Annotated in this window: 21 protein-coding genes; all 21 read left to right on the plus strand. The window is 49.4% G+C overall.

Annotation, left to right across the window (positions count from 1 at the left end):
• Positions 1-346: 346 nt before the first annotated feature.
• The 21 genes from ACUN27_RS09775 (at position 347) to ACUN27_RS09875 (ending at position 23,113) form a co-directional block, all read left to right on the plus strand.
• Positions 347-1,681, plus strand: coding sequence for an LLM class flavin-dependent oxidoreductase (locus ACUN27_RS09775; RefSeq protein WP_326060334.1), 1,335 nt, complete (start codon positions 347-349; stop codon positions 1,679-1,681).
• A gap of 1 nt (position 1,682) precedes the next feature.
• Entirely contained in the window at positions 1,683-2,216 is a 534-nt protein-coding gene (locus tag ACUN27_RS09780; RefSeq protein WP_315951712.1) for a GNAT family N-acetyltransferase, read from the plus strand.
• Between the two features lie 23 nt (positions 2,217-2,239).
• A complete protein-coding gene (locus ACUN27_RS09785) occupies positions 2,240-3,106 on the plus strand; it encodes a transporter substrate-binding domain-containing protein (RefSeq protein WP_315951710.1) in 867 nt (288 codons plus the stop codon).
• Complete coding sequence (locus ACUN27_RS09790) at positions 3,106-3,807, plus strand: amino acid ABC transporter permease (RefSeq protein WP_315951707.1); 702 nt, start codon at positions 3,106-3,108, stop codon at positions 3,805-3,807. Before ACUN27_RS09785 ends, ACUN27_RS09790 begins: the two co-directional genes overlap by 1 nt.
• Positions 3,808-3,827: 20 nt before the next feature.
• Entirely contained in the window at positions 3,828-4,538 is a 711-nt protein-coding gene (locus tag ACUN27_RS09795; protein WP_315952233.1) for an amino acid ABC transporter permease, read from the plus strand.
• A 172-nt stretch (positions 4,539-4,710) separates the two neighbouring features.
• The gene (locus tag ACUN27_RS09800) at positions 4,711-5,463 is read left to right on the plus strand and encodes an amino acid ABC transporter ATP-binding protein (protein WP_326060331.1); all 753 of its coding nucleotides are present in this window, start codon (positions 4,711-4,713) and stop codon (positions 5,461-5,463) included.
• Between the two features lie 11 nt (positions 5,464-5,474).
• Entirely contained in the window at positions 5,475-6,491 is a 1,017-nt protein-coding gene (locus tag ACUN27_RS09805) for an LLM class flavin-dependent oxidoreductase (protein ID WP_326060329.1), read from the plus strand.
• A 45-nt stretch (positions 6,492-6,536) separates the two neighbouring features.
• On the plus strand, positions 6,537-7,028 hold the full coding sequence (locus ACUN27_RS09810) for a DinB family protein (RefSeq protein WP_326060327.1): 492 nt from the start codon (positions 6,537-6,539) through the stop codon (positions 7,026-7,028).
• The gene (locus ACUN27_RS09815; RefSeq protein WP_326060325.1) at positions 7,025-7,564 is read left to right on the plus strand and encodes a GNAT family N-acetyltransferase; all 540 of its coding nucleotides are present in this window, start codon (positions 7,025-7,027) and stop codon (positions 7,562-7,564) included. Before ACUN27_RS09810 ends, ACUN27_RS09815 begins: the two co-directional genes overlap by 4 nt.
• Positions 7,561-8,598: an LLM class flavin-dependent oxidoreductase gene (locus tag ACUN27_RS09820; RefSeq protein ID WP_315951698.1), complete on the plus strand. Its 1,038-nt coding sequence runs from the start codon at positions 7,561-7,563 to the stop codon at positions 8,596-8,598. The genes ACUN27_RS09815 and ACUN27_RS09820 overlap by 4 nt, the downstream gene beginning before the upstream one ends.
• A 32-nt stretch (positions 8,599-8,630) precedes the next feature.
• The gene (locus tag ACUN27_RS09825; RefSeq protein WP_326060323.1) at positions 8,631-10,286 is read left to right on the plus strand and encodes an ABC transporter substrate-binding protein; all 1,656 of its coding nucleotides are present in this window, start codon (positions 8,631-8,633) and stop codon (positions 10,284-10,286) included.
• A gap of 13 nt (positions 10,287-10,299) precedes the next feature.
• Positions 10,300-11,229: an ABC transporter permease gene (locus ACUN27_RS09830; protein ID WP_315951693.1), complete on the plus strand. Its 930-nt coding sequence runs from the start codon at positions 10,300-10,302 to the stop codon at positions 11,227-11,229.
• Between the two features lie 54 nt (positions 11,230-11,283).
• Positions 11,284-12,177, plus strand: coding sequence for an ABC transporter permease (locus ACUN27_RS09835; protein WP_326060320.1), 894 nt, complete (start codon positions 11,284-11,286; stop codon positions 12,175-12,177).
• 12 nt (positions 12,178-12,189) lie between these two features.
• A complete protein-coding gene (locus ACUN27_RS09840) occupies positions 12,190-14,235 on the plus strand; it encodes an ABC transporter ATP-binding protein (protein WP_445558805.1) in 2,046 nt (681 codons plus the stop codon).
• 186 nt (positions 14,236-14,421) lie between these two features.
• Entirely contained in the window at positions 14,422-15,300 is an 879-nt protein-coding gene (locus ACUN27_RS09845; RefSeq protein WP_315951688.1) for a LysR family transcriptional regulator, read from the plus strand.
• A 19-nt stretch (positions 15,301-15,319) separates the two neighbouring features.
• Positions 15,320-16,489 carry an amidohydrolase gene (locus tag ACUN27_RS09850; protein ID WP_326061801.1) on the plus strand — a complete coding sequence of 390 codons (1,170 nt, stop codon included), beginning with the start codon at positions 15,320-15,322 and terminating at the stop codon, positions 16,487-16,489.
• Between the two features lie 19 nt (positions 16,490-16,508).
• The gene (solA, locus tag ACUN27_RS09855; protein WP_315951684.1) at positions 16,509-17,651 is read left to right on the plus strand and encodes an N-methyl-L-tryptophan oxidase; all 1,143 of its coding nucleotides are present in this window, start codon (positions 16,509-16,511) and stop codon (positions 17,649-17,651) included.
• Positions 17,652-17,662: 11 nt separating this feature from the next.
• Positions 17,663-19,003 carry an LLM class flavin-dependent oxidoreductase gene (locus ACUN27_RS09860; RefSeq protein WP_315951682.1) on the plus strand — a complete coding sequence of 447 codons (1,341 nt, stop codon included), beginning with the start codon at positions 17,663-17,665 and terminating at the stop codon, positions 19,001-19,003.
• 160 nt (positions 19,004-19,163) lie between these two features.
• Positions 19,164-20,129 carry an oxidoreductase gene (locus tag ACUN27_RS09865; protein WP_445558806.1) on the plus strand — a complete coding sequence of 322 codons (966 nt, stop codon included), beginning with the start codon at positions 19,164-19,166 and terminating at the stop codon, positions 20,127-20,129.
• Positions 20,130-20,150: 21 nt separating this feature from the next.
• A complete protein-coding gene (locus tag ACUN27_RS09870; RefSeq protein ID WP_445558807.1) occupies positions 20,151-20,549 on the plus strand; it encodes a MerR family transcriptional regulator in 399 nt (132 codons plus the stop codon).
• Positions 20,550-20,983: 434 nt separating this feature from the next.
• On the plus strand, positions 20,984-23,113 hold the full coding sequence (locus tag ACUN27_RS09875; RefSeq protein WP_445558808.1) for a pectate lyase family protein: 2,130 nt from the start codon (positions 20,984-20,986) through the stop codon (positions 23,111-23,113).
• Positions 23,114-23,174: the final 61 nt, after the last annotated feature.

The following is a 23,174-nucleotide window of genomic DNA, read 5'->3' on the forward strand; positions in this document are numbered from 1 at the left end:
TCGCCGGAGGATGGGACGACGGGAATGGCATTTGTGAGGGGGTTTTTACATCTCCCTTGTACTTAATTTGTTTAAGAGCACGGTAGCTGCGAATTTGCATGGGGAAGCGTAAAGCTGACAGTCCGTTATTTCGCTGAATTACGGCCCCTAGTTCCCTAACAAATCTTAAAAAACCATCAGGAAGAATGAATCTGATGGTTCTTTTTTATTTTCTCCTATAGAACTTTTAAATAGATGAATAGAAGAATGCGATATACACTGCGACCATTTGTTGGGATATAGTAATCCTATGAAAATAAATCCGATTATACACATCGGTATTAATGGTAAAAGGGGAGTGACTTCAATGTCCAAGAGACAACTTAAGCTGGGTGCTAATTTGAACGGAGTCGGAAACAGCATATCCTTCTGGCGGCATCCCGAAGTGCCAACCAACGCGAGCGTCAATTTAGCGTTCTATAAAGAGCAGGCTCGCAAAGCTGAGCAGGGGAAATTCGACCTCTTGTTCATCGCCGATGGCTTATTCATTAATGAAAAGTCCAATCCGCACTTTCTAAACCGTTTTGAGCCACTGACACTGCTGTCAGCCTTAAGCGAAGCGACTAGCCATATCGGGCTGGTTGCAACTTTATCTACATCCTATAGTGAGCCATTCACAGTTGCTAGACAGTTTGCTTCCATCGATCATCTTAGCGGAGGCAGAGCGGGCTGGAATGTTGTCACATCACCCTTGGAAGGGTCGGCGCTTAACTTCGGCAAAGGCGAGCATCCGCATCATTCGCTGCGTTACGAGATTGCTGAGGAGCATCTTGAGGTGGTGAAAGGGCTCTGGGACTCCTGGGAGGACGATGCATTCGTCCGAGACAAAGCTAGCGGGGTATTCTTCGATGCCGCCAAGCTTCACACTCTGAATCATAAAGGCAAACACTTTGCGGTTCAAGGTCCGCTGAATGTCGCACGTTCCAAGCAAGGCTACCCCGTTGTTTTCCAAGCGGGATCCTCGGATTCCGGGAAAGATTTAGCAGCCAAGTCGGCGGACGCTGTGTATACGGGACACGAGACTTTCGAGCAAGCGCGAGCTTTTTACCAGGATGTAAAAGGCCGAGCAGCAGCTTATGGTCGCCAGCCGGATGATATTCTGATTTTCCCGGGTATCGGCCCGATTGTTGGGAGAACGGAAGAGGAAGCTGAGCGCAAATATCAGGAAATTGCTGAACTTGTCACGATTGATCAGGCATTAAATTATTTGGGCCGTTATTTTGAGCATTATGACTTCTCTCAGCATGCTCTGGATGAGCCGTTTCCAGAACTCGGCGATTTCGGCAGCAACAGCTTCCGCAGTACGACAGATCGCATTAAGCAGGAAGCCAAGGAGCAGGGGCTCACACTTCGCCAGGTTGCGCTGCGGGCATCCACGCCGAGAAGCAATTTCATCGGGACGCCGGAGAAAGTGGCTGATCTCATCCAGCAATGGTTCGAGGGTGGGGCTGCCGACGGCTTTAACATTCGAACGGTCGTACCGAACGGGCTCGCTGATTTTGTAGATTTGGTTGTGCCAGTGCTGCAGGAGCGCGGGATATTCCGCAAGGAATATGAAAGTGACACGCTGCGAGGCAACTTGGGGTTGCGTGTTCCCGAGAACCGCTACATCCGGCAGGCTGAAGCGGTAAGGGGGAACTAACATGTCAACCGCGATCGATGTATCGGTAAGGGAGGCCAGGCCGGATGAGCGGGAGAAGGCTGTTGCTTTAACCGTGGAGGCATACCGCCAGTATGAGCCGGGCTTTGGTCCTGCGTTCTGGGAACAGTACATAAACAACATTAAGGCGCAGTGGGAGCGTACGGAAAATACGTGGCGTCTTGTCGCCGAACAGGAGGATAAGCTCGTAGGGGCGGCGCTTCTGTACCCGCCTCAAGAGGGTCTGTATGAGAAGCTGAGCGAGACGATTCCGTATCCGGAAATCCGTCTGCTCGGCGTAGATCCTTCTGCGAGAAGCAAAGGCGTTGCTACCTCGTTGATCGCAGAATGTGCCAGGCGTGCCAAGCAAGATGGATTCTCCTATCTTGGCTTGCACACGTCGAGCCGCATGCCGGACGCCGTGCGGCTTTATCTGAGGCTGGGATTCGAACGCGAGCCCCGGTACGATTTCTTTGCAGCTGACCAAACAACGGTGGTCGAAGCTTATCGCTTGGCGCTAACAGTAGTCCAAACTTAATAAATAACTAGGAGGATGTATCTATGAAATTGTTGAAATCGACGAGCGTTATCCTGGCTTCCGCCCTGCTACTCGCAGGCTGCGGAGCTAAAGAAGATAAAACGGCCCAGCCAGCAGCAGGAGGAGCCTCACCAGCAGCTTCACCGGCAGCAGCACCAGCCGCCGCAGCGCCACAGAAGGTGAAAAAAATCGTGGTGGGTACGAGCGGCACCTTTAAAGACGTGACTTTCCTTGATGATAAGGGCGTTTTAACCGGTTATGATATCGAGCTGACGAAGGAGATTGATAAGCGTCTGCCTGACTATGAATTTGAATTTAAAACGATGGAATTCGCAAATATCCTCCTGAGTCTGGAAGCGGGCAAAGTCGATCTGGCCGTAAATCAATATGAAGTGAACAGCGAACGGCAAGCCAAGTTTCTGTTCAACGACGAAGCCTATAACGTATGGCCGAGCAAAGTCGTTGTGAACAAAGACAACAACACGGTGAATTCGATTGAAGATCTTAAGGGTAAAAAAGTGATCACCTCTCCGGGGAGCAATGGCGCTGTTTGGCTGCAGGATTACAATAAGAGCAAAGGAAACCCCTTTGAACTGGTCTTCTCCGGCAGTGGTGGAACGAATGATGTGATTAATCAGATAAAAACAGGCCGTGTAGACGCAACCATATCGACGCCGTTCCAAGTAGCAGGCCGCAATAAGGATGCGGATGCGCAGCAAAAAGTTGTTGGCCCAGTCCTTTACACATCCAAAATTTACTATGTGCTGCGCAAAGACGAAACGGATCTGAAAAGCAAGATCGACGAGGCGATAAAAGAAATCAAAAAAGACGGAACATTAGCAAGCCTCAGCAAAAAATGGTTAGGTGAAGATTTCACCGTGACACAATAATGGGAAAACCGTTTGATTTTTCACTGATTTGGGTGTACTTGCCGAAGCTGCTGTCTTACTTGCACGTCACGTTGTTCATTGTACTGGCCTCCGTTGTATGCGGCATACTGCTTGGCCTCGTTATTGCACTGCCAAGGCTATACCGGGTCCCCCTCCTTAACCGGCTCGTGATTATTTATATTTCTTATACCAGAGGCACGCCTATATTGATCCAACTATTCCTCGTCTATTACGGTGTGCCGGAACTGCTTAAAGCCGTCGGAATTGACGTGAGCGATGTTCAGCCGTTAGTCTTTGTCATTCTGACTTATGCGCTCCATTTCGCAGCCTATTTCTCTGAAATCGTCCGCTCTTCGGTCAACGCCGTAGATCGCGGTCAGGCGGAAGCCGGCTATTCGATCGGCATGAGCGGCTATGCCGTGCTGACGCGAATCGTTTTGCCTCAGGCGTGGAGAGTAGCGCTGCCAAATGTGGCCAATCTGACGATCGGCACACTGAAGGATACCTCGCTTGCCTATACGCTGGGCGTTATGGATCTGGTGGGGCGCGCGGAGATGCTGGGTACGACCTATCATTTCCTTGAGATCTGGATCGCATTGTCGATTATTTACTATATCGTGGTCCTATTCATGGAATTCATGTACCATCGTTTCGAGCGCAGAGTTCAACGCTTTGAACAAGCCGTCACGGCTTTCGATTAGAGGAAAAGGAGGAAGCTGCCATTCACATCGATTTCACGTTTATGTTTGAAGCTTTTAGAGCCATGTTGAAGGCATTGCCGCTAACGCTGGTTATCTCCATTGTCCCCTTGTTTTCCGGGTTCATTGTTGGTGGGATTGTCGCTTTTATCCGAATGTACAGAATCAAATATATTCATCGCGTGGCGCAGTTCTATGTATCCTTCTTCAGGGGCACGCCGCTTCTGCTGCATATTATGCTGGTTTATTTTGCTATTCCCATGATCTTTGATTACCTCGCAGTCCGATATGGCTGGAGTGTGCGCTCGAGCGTGATCCCGCTTATCCTGTTCATTTTCGTGGCGTTCACGTTGAATATCGGCGCCTACATGTCGGAAACAATCCGCTCGGGCATTTTGTCCGTTTCCAAAGGGCAGCTCGAAGCCGGCTACTCGGTTGGCATGACAACCTGGCAGGGAATGAGGCGTATCGTCCTCCCGCAAGCGCTGCACGTAAGCCTGCCGAACTTGCTGAGCAAATTCATTGGCTTGCTGCATGGCTCTTCGCTTGCTTTTATGATATCGCTGCAGGAGTTGAACGGCACTGCACACGTCGTAGCGATGAGGAATTGGAAATACCTTGAAGCCTACATCGCAGCGGCTGTGATTTACTGGATTTTAACCATTCTCGCCGAAAACATCTCCGCTTTATTGGAAAAACGTTTGAATACATACAACCGCAGCGGCGTCGCATAAGCAAAATCCCGGCATTTCGCAAAGGTGTATTGAATTATTAAATCGATGTATAGAAGAACTCTATTAGACGAGAGCTAATAAAGGATGATAAGGTTAGATCAGATTTAATTCTAAGTAATTACATCGGAATTATATGTTTAAAATAGGATCGCGTTGTGAAAGGAGGCACCTCATGATTCATTTATCCAATATTACCAAATCGTTCGGTCGCAACCAGGTGCTCAAAGGCATCAATCTTACGGTTAACAAAGGCGAAGTCGTCGCCATCTTGGGGCCGAGCGGTTCAGGAAAAACGACACTGCTTCGATGCTTGAATTATTTGGAAAAGCCGAATGACGGCGCGATCATGATTGATAATTTTAACGTGGAATGCAAAAAAGCAACTAAAAAGGAGATTCATCAGCTGCGCCAAAAGACGGCGATGGTGTTCCAACAGTATAATTTGTTCCGCCACAAGACAGCGCTTGAGAACGTGATGGAAGGATTGCTGATTGTCAAAAAGGTTCCCAAAGAAGACGCCCGGCGAATTAGCGTCGAACTCCTGCAAAAGGTCGGTCTTGGGGAGAAGCTGGATGCTTATCCCTCCCAACTGTCCGGCGGACAGCAGCAGCGAGTTGGCATAGCAAGAGCATTGGCGCTAAATCCTGAAGTTATTTTATTCGATGAGCCGACGTCGGCACTAGATCCTGAACTTGTTGGCGAAGTGCTCGCGGTCATCCGGAAGATTGCCAAAGAAGGCATTACGATGATTATTGTTACCCATGAAATGACCTTTGCGCAGGACGTTGCCTCTCACGTGGTTTTTATGGACGAAGGCGCCATTGTCGAGGAAGGGAAGCCGAACGAGCTGTTTAACCGTCCCAAAGAAGAGCGAACCAAACAGTTTCTGAGCCGCATTCGTCCAGAACTCTCATATTCCATCTAGGAGGTACCCCTATGACGATATCAATAGGCATTTTGGATCAAAGTCCGATCTACCCCGGGAGTACAGCGTCTGAGGCGCTTGCCCAAACCATTCGGTTAGCTCAAAAAGCGGAGGAGCTCGGCTTCCAACGATTTTGGGTGTCGGAGCATCATGACTCCGAATCTCTCGCCGGATCTTCACCGGAAGTGCTGATCTCCCATTTGCTCGCTAAAACAGAACGAATCCGCATCGGATCAGGCGGTATTATGCTTCAGCACTACAGCCCCTATAAAGTTGCTGAGAATTTCAACGTATTGGCTTCTCTTGCACCGGGAAGAGTCGATTTGGGCGTTGGGAGAGCGCCGGGCGGCTTGCCTCGCAGCACACAGGCGCTGCAGCGTGGTGTGACGGAGCCACAGACGCTGACGGAAAAGCTCGTAGAGCTTGAGGCGTACGTGAACAATCAAATTCCGGAGAGTCATCCGCTGCACGGTATTAAAGTATCGCCTGTTGCCGGCATTCCGGCTGATGTTTACTTGCTTGGAGCCAGCCTCGATAGCGCTCAGCTTGCTGCTTCGTTAGGCCTTCCCTATGTCTTTTCCTTATCGATTAACGGGGACAGATCAGCGGCAATTGAAGCTATACAGGTGTATAAATCTAACTTTCAGAGAAAGTTTAATCGATCACCGCAGGCCATACTTGCTTTGTCCGTCATTGTAGCAGACACAGATCAAGCTGCCCATGAGCTTGCTTTCGAACAGAAGCATTACAAAGTGTATTTGGCCAGCGGCAAGAAAGCGACTGTTGGTACTCTGGAGCAAGCGGAGGAATTCGGCAGACAGGCGAATGAGCCGTACACCATTGAGGAGAAAACGACGGAAGTCACCCGCGGTTCCAAAGAAACAGTTCGTGAACAGTTGGTAGATTTACAACGACTCACAGGTGTAGAGGAATTCATCGTGACAGCTAGAATCGAGGATTTCGCAGAAAGAGTTCGTTCGTACGAAAGACTGGCAGAAGCGTTGAACGACGTAGAAACAATTGCATAGGACTGCGCAGCAGATGAACTATTCATTTATTAGGAGGATAAAACGATGAGCCATTCTGACATTCAACCCTATTTGGATACGTATAACCAGTTACTTGGCGCTGTAGAAGGGTTAAGCCAGGAACAATTAAGCTGGAAAGAGGCCCCTGCTTCGTGGAGCGTAACGGAGGTTTTGACCCATCTGGCCGATCATAGCCTTGTCATTTCCTTCCGTATTCGTGACATTTTAGCGGGGACGACGGTTCGACTGCCTGCTTTTAACCAGGATGCCTGGGTTAGCGGGCAAAAGGCGAATGACGGCGCTGCTGCCGATAATTTGACGATCTTTCATCAATTGCTCCGGTATAACAGCTTATTATTTGAACGTCTAAACGACGAGGATTGGCAAAAAACCGGTATCAATGCGAAAGGCGACACCGTAAGTATTACGAACATTATTCAAGGCTTTACGAAGCATGTGAATAACCATCTTTCCCAAATCGATCGCATTAAACGCTCTTATGCCAGCGCAAATCAGCGAGAGGTGAGCTCGTCATGAGCGAAACCTATCGTCTTGCTGAGTCCAGGGATGCCGAGAGGCTGCTGGAAATCATCTACGATGCGTATATCACGATACGCGAGCTGAAGCTGCAATGGCCCGCAGCACATGCTGATTTGGCATTAATCGAAGAAAATATCGCAAAGAATGCCTGCTACGTTTTGGAAAAGGATGGACAGATTGCCGCAACGCTAACGTTATCCAAGGAGGCTGGAAACAAGTGGAACAGGGAGTACCCGTTTCTCAAATGGTTCGCGGTCCATCCTGATGCGCAGGGCGGCGGACTTGGCACGAAGCTGCTGGCTTGGGTGGAAGAAGCTATCATTCGCGATGAACTGGGCGAATCGGCTGTCACTCTTGCCACAGCGGAGAAACATCCATGGCTGCTGGATATGTACGAACGAAAAGGCTATGAACGCATTGATGCTATTGACCGGGGCAATGGCGACGGCACGATGTATTTGCTGCGTAAAATCGTGAATCCTCCCTTGCATGCCGAGGTCATTCGTCGGCATCGCCAAGGAGGTAAAGGATGAAATTCGCTTTATTCAGCTTAGTGATGAATATCCGCAATGCGGTTACGGGGGAAACGCTGACAACGCAAGAGAAGTTCCAGAACATTCTCCAGCAGGCCATTTATGCCGAGAAGCTCGGATTTGACGCCTACGGTATCGGGGAAAGACACGGGCCTCCGTTTCTTTCTTCCTCACCGGCCGTGCTTCTGACGGCTATTGCTGCACACACTTCGCGCATTCGCCTGCTGACGACGGTCGCTGTGCTTAGTGTCCTCGATCCCGTTCGCGTCGCCGAAGATTATGCCACGTTGGATCATCTATCGGGAGGCCGATTGGAGTTGATTATCGGGAAAGGCAATGACCCCCGGCATTATCCGTTATTTGGCATCAAAGAAGAAGAGCAATGGGATTCGCTTGCCGAAAGATACGCCCTGCTCAAACGATTATGGAGCGAAGAAAATGTCAGCTGGGATGGCAAGTATCGGCCCCCATTGCGGGAAGTTACCATTTTGCCTAGACCGCTTCAATCTACGATTCCAATTTGGCATGGCAGCGCCTCGTCGCCGCTCTCCACGGAGCTGGCCGCCCAATATGGCGAACCGATTTTTTCGTCCAATACGTTTCATCCCTTACCGAAGTACAAAGCGTTGATCGATCACTACCGGGAGAGATGGGCTTATTACGGACATGATCCTAAGCGAGCTGTAGTTGGAGCAGGGGCAGGCACATTATATTTGGCTAAAACAACAGAGGAAGCTATTCGGCGATATCGTCCGTATTATGAGGCATTTCATTCTACGGATTCAGCTAAACATAACCAGTCGCCTTTTACTAGTCTGGAGGATAACTTAGCAAACGGGCCTCTGCTAGTGGGCAGTCCTGAGCGTGTTATTGAGAAAATATTGACCTATCAGGCCGCTTACGGCCATCAGGTCATGTCGATAAGTGTAGACGGCCTGACAGAAGCTGAGCAGCGCGAGCAGATGGCGTGGTTTGCTTCTGAGGTTGCACCAGTGCTTCGCAGGGAGATTGCAAGCAGCGTTTGGTCCGCTTAAATCTATTTATTTGACATAGGAGTGTGCGCACGATGAGGAAATTACGTAATATACCAGTCACGTTACTGCTGGCAGTAGCCATTACAGTGATGTCGGCTTGCGCAGGAGCCGGCGGCTCAGGAAGCCCATCGGCTTCGCCTGCAAGCTCGGCTCAAACGGCAGGGAACGGGCAGGCGGTGAGCGGAGGTGAAATTTCATTTGCTCTGGCAACCTCGCCGGATACGCTCGATCCGCATCGCAGCGGTTTAGCCGTTGCCGTTCGAGTATTCCGGACGATCTATGACAGTCTGGTCGTGCAGCTGCCGGACAACACGATTAAACCGTGGCTGGCAACGGAATGGTCCATTTCGCCGGATGGTAAAAGCTACACTTTCAAGCTGCGCAAAGATGTGAAATTTCAGGACGGGACACCTTTTAATGCAGAAGCTGTGAAGTACAGCTATGATCGTATTCTTGATCCAGCCACGAAAGCAGCTAATGCTTCTGCTCTGCTTAAGCCTTACAAATCCTCGGAAGTAATTGACGAGTATACGATTAAGATCAATCTGGAGTCGCCATCCGTAGCTTTCCTGGGTAACTTAAGCCAAGCGATGCTCGGCATCGTATCTCCAACAGCAGCGAAGAAATACGGCGACCAATTCGGTAAAAATCCCGTGGGTACCGGGCCTTTCAAATTCGTTAAATGGGAAGACAATTCCGAAATTAAGGTCGAGCGCAATCCGGATTATAACTGGGCGCCTGCGCTGGTTGACAATAAAGGCAAAGCCTATCTGGACGCGATTACGTTCAAAATAATTCCCGAAGAAGCAACACGGCTTGGCAGTGTGCAGAGCGGGCAGGTCACGGCGGCAGAAACGGTGCCACCGCAAAATATCGTGGCGCTGAAAAACGATGCCAAGCTTCAGCTTCTGCAAGTGAATACAAGCGGCTTGCCGTATACGCTCTTTTTTAACCAAAGCAGAGCTCCTTGGAATGATGTAAAGGCACGTCAGGCTGTGCAATCCGCCATTGATGTTGATTCCATTGTCAAAACGTTATACCTGGGCACCTATCAGCGTGCGTGGTCGCCTTTGACACCTACGATTTTCGGTTACGATGCATCGCTTGAAAATAAGATAAAACCGGATCTGGACAAAGCGAACCGCTTGTTTGATGAATTGGGCTGGGTGAAAGGAACAGACGGCGTACGAGAGAAAGACGGCAAAAAGCTGACGCTGCATTATGTAGACGGTTCGCCGAACAGGGAGAAGCGCAATGACATTGCCGCCATCATCCAGCAGCAGCTTAAGAAAGTTGGCGTATCCGTCGAAGTTGAAATTACGAAGGACGTTCAAAGTGTCATTTATACAGCTCAAGCCTATGATCTCTACGGCAACAGCCAAGTGAATTCCGATCCAGTAGCCTTGAATTCGTTCTACCATACAACCGCACCGAACGCCCGCCCATCCCTTTCTCATTTATCGGATCCGGCTATCGATAAGCTGCTCGAACAAGGTGTTGTGGAAGCGGATGAAGCGAAACGTAAGGAAATTTACAAAAATGTACAGAACTATATTATTGACAATGCGGTCATTATTCCTGTTTACATCTTCCCCTACACCGTTGCTGTCTCGAAAAATGTAAGTGGCATCAAATTCGACGCATTAGGCTACCCACTGTTCAATGACGCGTCTATCCTCAAAAAGTAAGGAGGCCGTTCGGATGGTTAACGCAATCATCGTACGATTCATCAGCTCTTTAGGCGTTATTGTGGGTTCTTCGATTTTAGTGTTCTGCGTTCTTTATGTGCTGCCTGGAGATGTTGTAATGAACATCATTGATCCGAGCGCGATGAGTCCTGAAGCGATTGCGAATTTACGTCATCAGCTTGGGGTAGATCGACCGTTTTTGGAGCAGTTTATGACCTATTTCAGCCATGTGCTTATCGGAGATTTTGGTAAATCCTTGGTAAACTCAGAGCCTGTTCTGCCCAAAATCATGATGCACTTCCCGGCGACACTGGCACTAACAGCGGCAGCATCGCTGGTCTCTGTTACAGTTGGTCTTGTACTCGGGGTCTTATCAGCGATTCACCGCAATAAACCCATTGATATCATCGCCAGAATTGTCGGGTTGTTCGGTATTTCCATGCCGACTTTCTGGTCAGGGATTTTACTTATTCTCATCTTTTCCGTGTATCTTGGTTGGCTGCCTGCGCTTGGCTCTAACGGCTGGCAAACGCTGGTTCTGCCGGCCGTGACTTTGGGCATGCTGGGAGCGGGTTTTATTGTTCGCATGGTGAGAAACACCATGTTGGAAGTGCTTGGAGAAGCCTTCATTACAACGCTTCGTGCCAAGGGTTTGCTCGAGCGCTCGGTCATGTACCGTCATGCGCTGCGCAATGCCTTGATCCCAGCCGTTACGATGCTGGGGATTCTTCTTGGAGAGATGTTGGCGGGCACGGTTGTCATTGAGACGGTTTTCTCGCGTCAAGGCATCGGGAGAATTATCGCGGACGCGATTATGGCCAAGGATTTACCGGTCGTGCAGGGGGTTATTTTATTCTCCGCAATGATTTACATCTTGGTGAATCTTCTTGTCGATATCTCTTATGCCTATATAGATCCGAGGGTTAGACGTTTCCAAAATTAAGCTTATGCTTACGAAGTCAGTTTTCTAACGAAAACTTTAAGGAGGATGCCTAAGATGAGGGAAGCAGTCAACGCGAAACCCTTATGGCGGGTCAAACGAACCGGTCTGACCCTTCACCGTAAGAATCTGAATCTGAGCCCTTCACGTTTTATTTTATATGTGTCAACGGTTATCGTTGTCTTTCTTATCATTTGCGCTATTGTGCCCGGGTGGATTGCACCATACGTACCGACCGACATGCAAGCAGATCAAATCTTGCTTCCTCCGGGTGGCGTCCATGTGCTAGGGACGGATTATTTTGGCCGAGATGTGTTCAGTCTCATTGTTTACGGTGCCAGGGAGTCTCTGTTTATCGGTTTTGCTTCTGTTATTGTTGGCGGGCTGCTGGGAGGGCTAATCGGCGCCTACGCGGGATATTTCGGAGGATGGACGGACCGTGTGCTGATGCGACTCAATGATATCGTTATGACAGTTCCCAGCGTGTTGTTGGCGCTAGCGATTGCTGCGGCGCTTGGTCCTGGGCTTTGGAATATCGTTCTCGCTGTTGCTTTAGCGGCAGTTCCTAACTATGCGCGTGTCATGCGCGGGCAGATCCTTAGCGTGAAAAATCGTCCGTTCATTACCGCTTCCCGATCCATCGGGGCGACACAGCTTTCTTTATTCATGAAGCATGTGCTGCCGAATTCGTTATCTCCGCTGCTGGTTATGGCGGCTATAGGCGTGGGAACCTCGATATTGACCGGGTCCGGTCTCAGTTTTCTGGGGCTTGGCGTGCTAAAAGAAATACCTGATTGGGGCGCTCTGCTTTCCCAAGGCAGGGGTTATTTAACCGTAGCTTGGTGGATATGTACGTTTCCGGGTTTGGCCATTACTTTGTTTGTATTGTCTATTAATGTCCTCGGCGATGAACTACGCGATAAGCTTGATCCCAAGAAACGGCCATCATAGGGGGGACAGAGGATGGGTGCATGGTTATCTGTAGATCAACTTGGTGTAGAGTTTGCTGTAAATCGAAATGTGATGCAGGCTATCAGCGATATCAGTTTTTCGATTCAGCCGGGTGAGATTGTTTGTCTGGTCGGTGAATCTGGCAGCGGTAAGTCCGTTACTTCCAAAGCGATCATGCGTTTAATTGAACATGAGAACGGGACGATAACGTCAGGCACGATCAAGCTTGGCGATGTCGATGTCACTACACTTTCGCAGCAAAAACTGCGTTCCTTGCGGGGCAAAAGAATTGCCATGGTTTTTCAAGAACCGATGGCGGCATTTGATCCTGTTTTTACGATCGGCAGCCAAATCACAGAGACAATTAGGCGCCATGATCGTCATATCACTTTCCGAGAGGCAGAGATTGAGGCTGTCCGGCTGCTTCAGCGAGTAGGCATTCCAGAGCCGAAACTTCGACTTAAGCAGTATCCGGGCGAGCTGTCTGGAGGGATGCTCCAACGGGCCATGATCGCGATGGCGTTAAGCGGCAAACCGGAACTGCTGATCGCAGACGAACCGACAACTGCTCTGGACGTCACGATTCAGGCGCAAATTCTGCAGCTCCTGCAAGAGCTGAGGAGCGAGTTCAATATGTCCATCTTGCTGATCACCCACGATCTTGGGGTTGCAGCAGAGATGGCAGACCGGATCATTGTCATGTATGCCGGTCAAATCGTCGAGCAATCGACAACAGTGGATTTATTCACTCAGCCACGGCATCCGTACACGTTGGGGCTATTACGCTCGATTACAACACTAGACAGTGATCGCGCTCAGCCGCTCTATGCCATCCCCGGTTCGATACCCGGTATGAACAATCTCCCCTCGGGATGCCGTTTTCATCCCCGCTGTGCATATGCAACAGAGCTGTGCGCTCGTGAGGCGCCGGCGTTGGAGGATCGAGGCGGCCGTCAATCGGCTTGCTGGTATGCCGATCAGCTGCCGGAACTGCAAGATGCCCGGGTACCAGAGCAGGTTCTTGAACTTGAAGTTCATGAGCGCTCTACGCTTGGTGAAATGAACTCCAAGCAGGATGCTGTGCCGAAGGATGTACCGCTTATTGAACTGCGCCATGTTACGAAACATTATCCAGTGAAGCGCGCTTTCCTTTCAAGGGATCGGCAATGGATTCAAGCTGTCGATGATGTATCCTTCACGATTCGAAAAGGTGAAACATTCGGTCTGGTCGGCGAATCGGGCAGCGGCAAGTCGACGCTTGGGCGGATGCTGCTTCATTTGGAGGAGCCTACCTCCGGTACTGTCTTATTTGAGAATCAGGACCTGGGCGCATTGTCAGGCTCACTACTACGTCAACAACGGAAGAACATGCAGATGATCTTCCAAGATCCGCACGGCTCCGTCGACCCTCGCTGGAAGGTAGGGGATATTATCGGTGAACCGTTCGCGGTTCATGGTGTACGGAAGGGAAAGGAAAGAAGAGAATCCGTAGAGTCACTGCTGCACCAAGTGGGACTTGATGCAAGTGCTTATGACCGCTATCCGCATGAATTCTCCGGCGGACAACGCCAGCGTATCGGCATTGCGAGAGCGATTGCTCTGGGACCTAAATTCCTTTTGGCGGACGAAGCGGTTTCGGCCCTCGATGTGTCCGTGCAAGCGCAGATTATTAATCTGCTGCAACAACTGCGCAAGCAGCTAGACCTTACGATGCTGTTTATCGGTCATGGCCTGCATGTTGTCCGGTATGTCTCTGACCGTATCGGCGTCATGTATTTAGGCAAGCTGATTGAAATTGCGCCCAGCGAGCAATTGTTCCGCCATCCGGCACATCCCTACACAAGGGCGCTGGTGGCTTCCATCCCGGCTCCCGATCCACTTCGGCAGCGCTCGTTCAAAGCCATTGAGGGGGAAATTCCGTCACCGGCCAGTCCCCCGTCATTCTGCAGGTTCCGCACGAGGTGCCCTGCTGCGACCGCAAGATGTGCTGCGGAAGTTCCGCAATTCCGCGAAGTCAGCCAAGAACATTTTGTGGCTTGCCACGATCCATTATTATAAATGTGTAAATTCCGATTGACATACTTGGTATTTATCGGTAAAGTATAGAATAATTCAATAGCTGTCAACCGGGCAGCCGGAGACCTGTGAAGCCTTGATCTGTATGTTGGTCAGATGGAGTGCTCGGAGGTCTTTTTGTGCTTGGATGCAGACTCATCTTATTCTATTTGATCTGGGGTACCGCGTATGAATATTGAAAATATCGAGGCATTTGTTTATGTGTATCACTACGGCAGTTTTAATAAAGTAGCAGAAGTATTGTTCTTATCGCAACCATCGGTTACTGCCCGTATTCAATCACTCGAACGCGAGCTGGACATTCGGCTGTTCGACCGTTTGGGCAAGCAAGTGCAGCTGACAGAGAAAGGCAGGCAGTTTTTGCCTTATGCGCAGCAGCTGCTGCAGGTGTATCAGAAAGGCAAGCAGCACATCCAGCGCCAGCGAACGGATCCGCAAGAGCTTCGACTGGGCTGCACCGTGTCTGCCTCCAACTATATGCTGCCGGAATTGCTGCCTAAGCTGAAACATCAGTTTCCGGGACTTCAAATCAAATTAACAACAGCGGGGACCGACGAAATCATGTCTAAAGTTCTGAATAAAGAGCTGGATATCGGTTTTGTACGCAATATCAGCCATCCTAATTTGCATTCGGTCAAATTTTACGAAGATCCTATCCGTTTATATGCCTATGCGGACCATCCGCTTGTTGGTCAAAAAGAGGTGTCTCTTGATTTGATCGTCGACCATCCCTTTGTGTTTTTCGAATGCGGCTCGCTCGATTGGCTGCGAATTCACAGGCTGTTTCAAAGTTTGGATAAACCTCCAGCTATCGAAATCCAAACCGATAACGCAGAGACGGCCAAGAAGCTTGTGTTGAACAAGGCAGGCCTCTGTTTCCTCCCGGGTCTATGCGTCGATAAGGAAGTGCGCGAGCAGCTTCTACATCCTGTAGATTTAGCGGGAGTAGCTAGCGTCGCTCTGCAGACGAATTTGATCAGTTTGAATGGCGAGCAGTCGGAGATTCTGCAGTTTTTTCTGGCGAATCGAAGCGGGCACGAAAGATAAACAATCAGGAGGAAACACCATGGCAGAAGTTAGCATCAGCAAGCAACATATATTTCAGCAAAAACTGGTGGATATCCGGCGTCACCTTCATCAGTTTCCGGAGCTGTCCCATGAGGAGTTCGAGACAACGGCGTTTATCCGAGCGACGCTGGAGGCTGCGAATATCCGTATTGCTTCGGAGTTCAATCTGGAAACAGGCTTGATTGCCGAGGTCGGCGGGCTGCAAGGGGGGCCAATCGTCGCGCTGCGAGCCGATATCGATGCGCTGCCGATTCAAGAGGAGACAGGACTCAGCTTCGCTTCCAAGTATGGAGGCAAAATGCATGCATGCGGCCATGATTTTCACACCGCTGCTTTGATAGGCGTGGCATTACTTCTAAAAGAGAGGGAGCATGAGCTGGCTGGGAGCGTTCGTTTGGTGTTTCAACCGGCGGAAGAAAAGGCTGCTGGCGCTCAAAAGGTGATCAAAACCGGAGCGCTTAAAGGCGTTCGTGCGATCTACGGCATGCACAATAAGCCAGATCTGCCTGTAGGCACGATCGGTATTCGTCCGGGCGCGCTGATGGCAGCGGCAGACGGTTTTCTCGTCGAACTGGAAGGCGTTGGTTCGCATGCGGCCGTGCCAGAAGCTAGCGTAGATCCAGTTGTAGCAGCCGCTTATCTGGTTACGGCGCTCCAGTCGATTGTCAGCCGCAATGTAAGTCCCCTTGAGAGCGCGGTTGTCAGCGTAACGCGACTGCATACGGGGACCGCCTGGAACATCATACCGGAGAAAGCGATTTTGGACGGAACGGTGCGAACGTTCGACGCCGAGGTCCGTACCCGAGTTAAGCAGCGCTTCAGTGATATTGTGACGGGCATCGCTTCGGCTTATGGGGTCAAAGCATCGTTGCGCTGGCTGCAGGGACCGCCGTCCGTGCACAACGATGCGGCGCTTGCCGAAGCGGCTGGCCAGGTGGCTAAGCGGCTTGGCTTTGAGGTCACAACACCAACACCCTCCCCGGCCGGGGAAGATTTTGCTTTTTACCAGCAGGAAGTACCGGGATTTTTTGCCTTTATGGGAACTTCCGGACCTCAGGAATGGCACCATCCTGCTTTTGATATCGATGAACGGGCTTTGACCGTTTCGGCTTTGTTTTTTACCGAATTGGCGGTCGATGAGCTGAGCCGGTTTGCCGCGGAGAGGTAGGCCCTGGAGGAGGTCAGGCATGAAAAATTCGTTTGAAGTGATCGTTGTCGGAGCCGGATCCATGGGCATGAGCGCAGGTTATTATCTGGCTCGGCGGGGTATCCGCACCTTAATGATCGATTCGTATGATCCCCCGCATGAAAATGGAAGCCATCATGGAGAGCCTAGGTTAATTCGCCATGCCTATAGCGGAGGGAAGTCTTATATAAACTTGGCGTTGGACGCCGACCGCTTATGGAGGGAACTGGAAGCAGCCAGCGGGCATAAGCTGCTTGCTCGCTCTGGCGTGCTCAATATGGCCGATCAATTAAGCGGCAAATTCATAACCAGGTTACCTGGCTGCGCAGAGGCAGGCGTTCAAGTGGAAATGCTGGATGCGGCAGAGGTTCATCGGCGTTGGGCAGGCATCACGCTGCCTGAGTCTTATGAAGCGATGTATGAACCGAATGCCGGATATTTGTTCAGCGAGCAGTGTATTGCCGCTTATCGTAAGCTGGCTTTGGCCGAAGGCGCCATGCTGCTGCCTTATAATCCGGTTCAGCATATCCAGGCGGATGGAGCAGGAGTCCGTGTACGTACACGGGCCGGGGAGTTTTCAGCGGATCAATTGATCATAACCGCTGGAGCTTGGTTTAAGCATTTAGAACCTTTCATTACCTTGCCGATTCGTTCTGTTCGTAAAACGGTGGGTTGGTTTCGGACGAATGCCTCTTTTTATGATGCAGGCACTTTTCCGGGATTTACGCTCGAAACGAAAGAGGGAGGGTATTACGGCTTTCCGAACATTAACGGTGCGGGTATCAAAATCGGCCGCCATGACGGAGGATTGCCTTGGTCTCCAGGGGAGCAGGCTGAGCCATTCGGTCATCTTGAGGAGGACGAAGGGGATTTGCGCCGCACTTTATCCGCTTTCCTGCCACAGTCAGAAGGAGAGCTGCTGCAAGGAGCAGTCTGCAAATACGAGCTAACTCCCGATGAGCATTTCATTATTGATCGGCATCCGCTGTATGCCAATGTTTTGCTGGCTGGAGGGTTCTCAGGGCATGGGTTCAAATTTGCCAGTGCAGTCGGTTCGCTGCTCGCCGATCTTGTTCAACAAGTGTCAACCACAGTGGATCTGAGTACTTTTTCACTGTCGCGTTTTAACCACATTAATTCTTAGGAGGAAGAGACATGAGCAAGAAAAAAATAAAATTAGGTGCCATCCTTCATGGTGTTGGAGGAAATATATCGGGATGGAGACACCCGGATGCCATTACAGATGCCAGTGTGAATTTTGACCTCTATAAAAAATGGACGCTGAAAGCGGAAGAAGGCAAGTTTGACTTCGTATTCATTGCAGACGGTTTGTATATTACCGAGAAATCCATCCCTCATTTTCTAAATCGGTTTGAACCTATCACCATTCTGAGCGCTTTGGCCGGAATTAGCTCCAAAATCGGTCTGGTTGGGACATTATCAACCTCCTATAGTGAACCTTTTACAGTTGCCCGGCAATTCGGCTCTCTGGATGTGATTAGCGGCGGCAGAGCAGGATGGAATGTTGTGACTTCCCCCTTGGAAGGTTCTGCTCTCAACTATGGCAAGCGGGAAGACCAGCATCCGGCTCACGCCGAGCGATATCGGATCGCGAATGAATATTTGGAAGTCACAACAGGACTATGGGATTCCTGGGAAGACGATGCTTTTGTGAGAGACAAAGAGAAAGGCGTATTCTTCGATCCAGCGAAGCTGCACACTTTGAACCATAAGGGCGAGTTTTTCTCCGTCAAAGGTCCGCTTAATGTGGCACGCTCCAAGCAAGGGCAGCCTGTTATTTTCCAGGCAGGTGCGTCGGAGGACGGTAAAAATTTCGCCGCTAAAGTAGCGAATGCCATTTTCACGGGTCAGGAGACTTTGGAGGATGCCAAACAGTATTATGCCGATGTAAAAGGACGTGCGAAAGCATTGGGGCGCAATCCCGATGAAATCGTCATTCTTCCGGGCATAGGGCCGATCGTGGGCCGAACTCAGGAAGAAGCGGAGCGTAAGTATCAGGAAATTGCCAATCTCACGTCGATCGACAAAGCGCTTGATTTTCTAGGTCGCTTCTACGAGCATCACGACTTCTCGCAATATCCGCTGGATGAGCCGTTCCCAGAGTTAGGCGATCTTGGCCGCAATAGCTTCCAGAGCGCAACGGACAAAATGAAAGCATGGGCAAAAGCGGAAGGACTAACGCTTCGCCAGGTAGCTCTCCAAGTGGCCACGCCTAAGCCAACCTTCCTGGGAACGCCGGAGGCTATCGCTGATAAGCTGCAGGCATGGTTTGAAGAAGGCGGAGCCGATGGCTTTATTGTAGGCAGCGCCACACCTCAGGGCCTCGAGGACTTCGTTGAACTTGTCGTGCCGATTCTGCAGGAGCGCGGTTTGTTCCGCGAAGAGTATGAAGCGGATACGCTAAGGGGAAACCTAGGGTTACCGATACCGGAAAACCGTTATACGAAACAGAATCAGACCGTTGCGCATAGCTGATTTGAATAGGCAAGGAAAGACCGGGACTCTTAGGAGTTCCGGTTTGTCGTTGTTAGAATGGGGCTGCGGATAGAAATCCGCTTGCGCTGGAGTTTACTCCATGCTTTACAATGCAAGGGTAGTAAAAGAAGAACGAATGAGTTTAGGGAGGAAGATGACCATGGAAAATAACGATCAAGTAACACCTCAAGAACCGATCCATTCCGGGTTTGGTGCGCAATCAACCGCCCGGGAAGTATTGGAAGGATATAATTTAAGCGGGAAGATCGCCATCGTGACCGGCGGGTACTCAGGCGTCGGACTTGAAACAACCCGCGCGCTAGCCGAAGCAGGTGCGACAGTCATTGTTCCTGCACGTACACCAGAGAAAGCCCGCGTTTCCGTTGCCGGCATTCCTCGGGTTGAACTGGCGGAGTTGGATCTGATTGATCCTGCATCAATAGACGCATTTGCTCAACAGTTTCTGGACTCTGGTCGTCCGCTGGATATCCTGATCAATAACGCAGGCATCATGGCTCCTCCGTATGTTCTTGAGAAACGCGGCTATGAATCCCAATTTGCAACCAACCATTTGGGGCACTTTCAGCTGACGCTGCGTCTTTGGCCGGCCTTGAAACAAGCGGGAAGCGCGCGGGTCGTCTCCGTTTCTTCAACCGGGGTTCGCTTCGGAGGCGTTAATTTTGACGATATTCATTTCAAGCAGCAGGAGTACGATAAATGGAAAGCATACGGTCAGTCCAAGTCGGCGAATGCGCTTTTTGCCGTTGCGTTGGACAAGCGGGGGAAGGCGCACGGAGTTCGCGCTTTCTCTGTGCATCCCGGCAGAATTATGACGGATTTGGTTCGTTTTATGTCAGACGAGGAAAAGGTTGCCGCGAATGGGGTATTCAAAACGGCCGAGCAAGGAGCCGCTACGAGTATATGGTGTGCGACTAGTACACAATTGAACGGGAAAGGCGGTGTCTACTGCCTGGATGTCGATATTGCCGAAGTTGTTCCGGCCAACGCTCCGCAAGGGCTGAGCCAAGTGATAGAAGGTGTATTTCCTTGGGCGATCGATCCGGATTTGGCTGAGCGGCTATGGCAGGTTAGTGAAGAGATGACCAACATAAAGTTCAAGGCCTGAACGTAGGGGGCATCCAATTATTTGGAAAGAAGGAGAAGAATGGGGCCGACTTTTTCAATTGCTGATATCTCCGATAGGACCGGACTCAGTTATGATACGATACGTTATTATGAGAAAATTGGATTAATGCCTACAATTAGGCGCAGTAAAACGGGGCAGAGGGAATACGATCAGGAAGATTTGAGCCGAATTATTTTCGTAACGAAGCTAAAAAGAACCAACATGCCGCTGAAAGAAATTGAAAGATACATGACCCTGGCAGCCAATCATGAATATGAGAGCTGCTACCGCATCCTTAAGGAGCATCAACTCAAAATTGAGGCGCACATAAATGAAATGCAAGAAGCTCTGTCTGTCATGAATTTTAAACTGTCACATTATGAGGATCTTATTGAGCATCATTCCAAGCCTCGTGGATAGATTAAATTACTTAGTAGATAACGCCGATTACTCCAGCTATTTTGCGCGTCTGAGCCACTTTTGCTTTACTAACTGGACTTTCTACCGCTAATTTCAGCAAATCCGTCGATTTTCGACCATCAGCAACGATTTGGATGGAGTTTCTCCAGCTATCTCCTTCCTTGCACCGGATTTGCTACGATTAGCGGTGGTTTTTCCATTTTTAAGGGAGCACCTGTGTATCCAGAGTCAGGAAGTATCATTAACGCTGCCAATAATCATTAGCTCAGAAAAACGGGCGATATGATCAAATGATTGTTTCGGAACCGCATTCGAAACTGATAAGCTGTGGTTGTTCCAAAATAATCCAAATAGATTCGGTGATGTGAGGGGGGGTAAAACAACTTGTAAGCGATTTCAGTCTTTTATGACAATAAAACGCGGGAGGAATTCATTTGAGAAAAAGTGTTGCAAAGGTATCGAATTATGTTTTATTGTTTGCTCTTGTGATCTCTTTAATCGGAACTGGACTAGCAACTAAGGTGGTGCAAGCTTCCAGTATTTCAATTACAAGTAGTGGAGGGTGGAATGAGACGTCCTTCGTTGAGTGGTCACCTGTAAGCAATGCCCAAGGGTATAATGTGTTTGTTAAGCCAGCAGCTGCAGCAGATTCACAATATCAACAAATTGATACGCAACTAATCCGTAAGTACGCTGCTTATTGGAGAGCTGATGCGGTAGGGCTTGCAGCTGGAAATTATATCATGAAAGTTGAAGCCGTCTTGTCAGATGGTTCCAAAGAAAGCATTGTTTCAAATGCGATATCCGTAGCTCCGCACGACAGATCTGGTTTTGCTTTTGCAGATAACTCACCGTTTGGTACGGGTTCAGGTGCTTATAATGAGGATGGTACGCTTAAAAATGGTGCTCAAGTTCTTTATGTCACGTCTACAACTGCGAAAACGGTAACCCTTGGTGTGAAAATCAATAGCGCTGGTGATTTGCAAACAGGTGTTGGATTAGGTTCGATTCTGGCGCTAAGGCAAAAAGGCTACGATAAAACACCGCTTGCCATCCGGTTTATTGGAAAAGTTACAGCGGCTGACATGAGTGGTCAACTAAATAGCAGTGGATTTCTTGAAGTAAAAGGGAAAGCAAATTATTCGGAAATGAATATCACATTAGAAGGTATCGGAAAAGATGCCTACGCGTATGGATGGGGAGTGCTGCTTAGGTACGTCGGCAATGTAGAAGTTAGAAACTTAGGCATCATGTTATTCCCTGACGATGGTCTTTCACTTGATACAGGTAATGCCAATGTGTGGCTGCATAATAATGATATTTTCTATGGAACAGCAGGAGGAGACGCCGACCAAGCAAAAGGCGATGGATCCACGGACATTAAAAAAGCATCAACGTATATTACAGTCGCTTATAATCATTACTGGGATTCTGGCAAAGCTGCTCTTGTCGGTTTGAGTGAGTCGTCCGAATTTTTTGTAACCTTCCACCATAACTGGTTTGATCATTCAGACTCTCGCCATCCGCGGATCAGAACGGGAACGGTTCATATTTATAATAACTTTTTTGACGGCGTCTCCAAATATGGTGTCGGCGCTACAACAGGAAGCTCTGCATTTGTAGAATCAAACTATTACAGGCATACCAAAAATCCAATGCTCATTTCCTTACAAGGAACGGATATGCATGATGGGGAAGGCACATTCTCTGGGGAACCTGGAGGTATGATTAAAGCCTACGACAACCTTATCCTTGATCCTGGAAGTATCATTTATGCGAATTCCGATAGTGGAACAGCCCCGGCAAGTGCTACACAATTCGATGCTTACTTAGCGTCAACAAGAAATCAAACCGTTCCAAACACATTCAAAACAGTATCAGGCGGAACCACTTATAATAATTTTGACACTACGATTGATACGGGTGTGATTGCCTCTAACATTGATGCTGTAGGCACTGTTGAGCAAGTTGTTACGACAGAAGCGGGCCGCCTAGGTAGTGGAGATTTTACATGGGAGTTCAATGATTCCGTTGATGACACGTCTTCTGTCCTGAATACATCACTGATGTCTAAAATACAAAGTTACACGACCCAGCTTGTATCTGTAGGTGGTAATTCAACTGGATCAACACCGACGCCAACACCGACACCACCGACGGCAACACCAACGCCAACACCTCCGACATCAACGCCAACACCGACACCGCCGGTACAAACACCACCGCCTACATCGACAATCGTTCATAACTTCACGACAGATGGAAAAACAAGCAGCTTTTTCAATATCCAAGGGAACCTCTCCACTTCAAAGGGAACCGTGGTATACAATGGTTTAACACTAACACAATGTTTAAAAATGGAGTCTGCTACAAGTATTGGGTTCACTTCAACAACAGCTGCAAAATTAACTTTAGTTTTGAATACAGCCGACGGAACCAAGATCAAAATAGACGGAACAAGCTACGCGAGTGCAAATGGCACTGTCAGCGTATCGCTTGCGCCTGGCGCACACACCATTACAAAGGATGACGTTACTAATCTTTATTACATGAAGTTAGAATAGAAATAGATAGCTGCACTCTCGTTCAGGAACTATGATCCCGTCATAGTTCCTTTTTTTTGTG

Source organism: Paenibacillus sp. WC2504 (genome assembly GCF_052682475.1).

Coding starts and splice junctions, on each gene's coding strand:
- ACUN27_RS09865 (WP_445558806.1), top strand. CDS start 19,164: ATGGAAAATAACGATCAAGTAACACCTCAAGAACCGATCCATTCCGGG.
- ACUN27_RS09805 (WP_326060329.1), top strand. CDS start 5,475: ATGACGATATCAATAGGCATTTTGGATCAAAGTCCGATCTACCCCGGG.
- ACUN27_RS09840 (WP_445558805.1), top strand. CDS start 12,190: ATGGGTGCATGGTTATCTGTAGATCAACTTGGTGTAGAGTTTGCTGTA.
- solA (WP_315951684.1), top strand. CDS start 16,509: ATGAAAAATTCGTTTGAAGTGATCGTTGTCGGAGCCGGATCCATGGGC.
- ACUN27_RS09780 (WP_315951712.1), top strand. CDS start 1,683: ATGTCAACCGCGATCGATGTATCGGTAAGGGAGGCCAGGCCGGATGAG.
- ACUN27_RS09850 (WP_326061801.1), top strand. CDS start 15,320: ATGGCAGAAGTTAGCATCAGCAAGCAACATATATTTCAGCAAAAACTG.
- ACUN27_RS09835 (WP_326060320.1), top strand. CDS start 11,284: ATGAGGGAAGCAGTCAACGCGAAACCCTTATGGCGGGTCAAACGAACC.
- ACUN27_RS09820 (WP_315951698.1), top strand. CDS start 7,561: ATGAAATTCGCTTTATTCAGCTTAGTGATGAATATCCGCAATGCGGTT.
- ACUN27_RS09800 (WP_326060331.1), top strand. CDS start 4,711: ATGATTCATTTATCCAATATTACCAAATCGTTCGGTCGCAACCAGGTG.
- ACUN27_RS09825 (WP_326060323.1), top strand. CDS start 8,631: ATGAGGAAATTACGTAATATACCAGTCACGTTACTGCTGGCAGTAGCC.
- ACUN27_RS09815 (WP_326060325.1), top strand. CDS start 7,025: ATGAGCGAAACCTATCGTCTTGCTGAGTCCAGGGATGCCGAGAGGCTG.
- ACUN27_RS09775 (WP_326060334.1), top strand. CDS start 347: ATGTCCAAGAGACAACTTAAGCTGGGTGCTAATTTGAACGGAGTCGGA.
- ACUN27_RS09845 (WP_315951688.1), top strand. CDS start 14,422: ATGAATATTGAAAATATCGAGGCATTTGTTTATGTGTATCACTACGGC.
- ACUN27_RS09785 (WP_315951710.1), top strand. CDS start 2,240: ATGAAATTGTTGAAATCGACGAGCGTTATCCTGGCTTCCGCCCTGCTA.
- ACUN27_RS09810 (WP_326060327.1), top strand. CDS start 6,537: ATGAGCCATTCTGACATTCAACCCTATTTGGATACGTATAACCAGTTA.
- ACUN27_RS09790 (WP_315951707.1), top strand. CDS start 3,106: ATGGGAAAACCGTTTGATTTTTCACTGATTTGGGTGTACTTGCCGAAG.
- ACUN27_RS09830 (WP_315951693.1), top strand. CDS start 10,300: ATGGTTAACGCAATCATCGTACGATTCATCAGCTCTTTAGGCGTTATT.
- ACUN27_RS09860 (WP_315951682.1), top strand. CDS start 17,663: ATGAGCAAGAAAAAAATAAAATTAGGTGCCATCCTTCATGGTGTTGGA.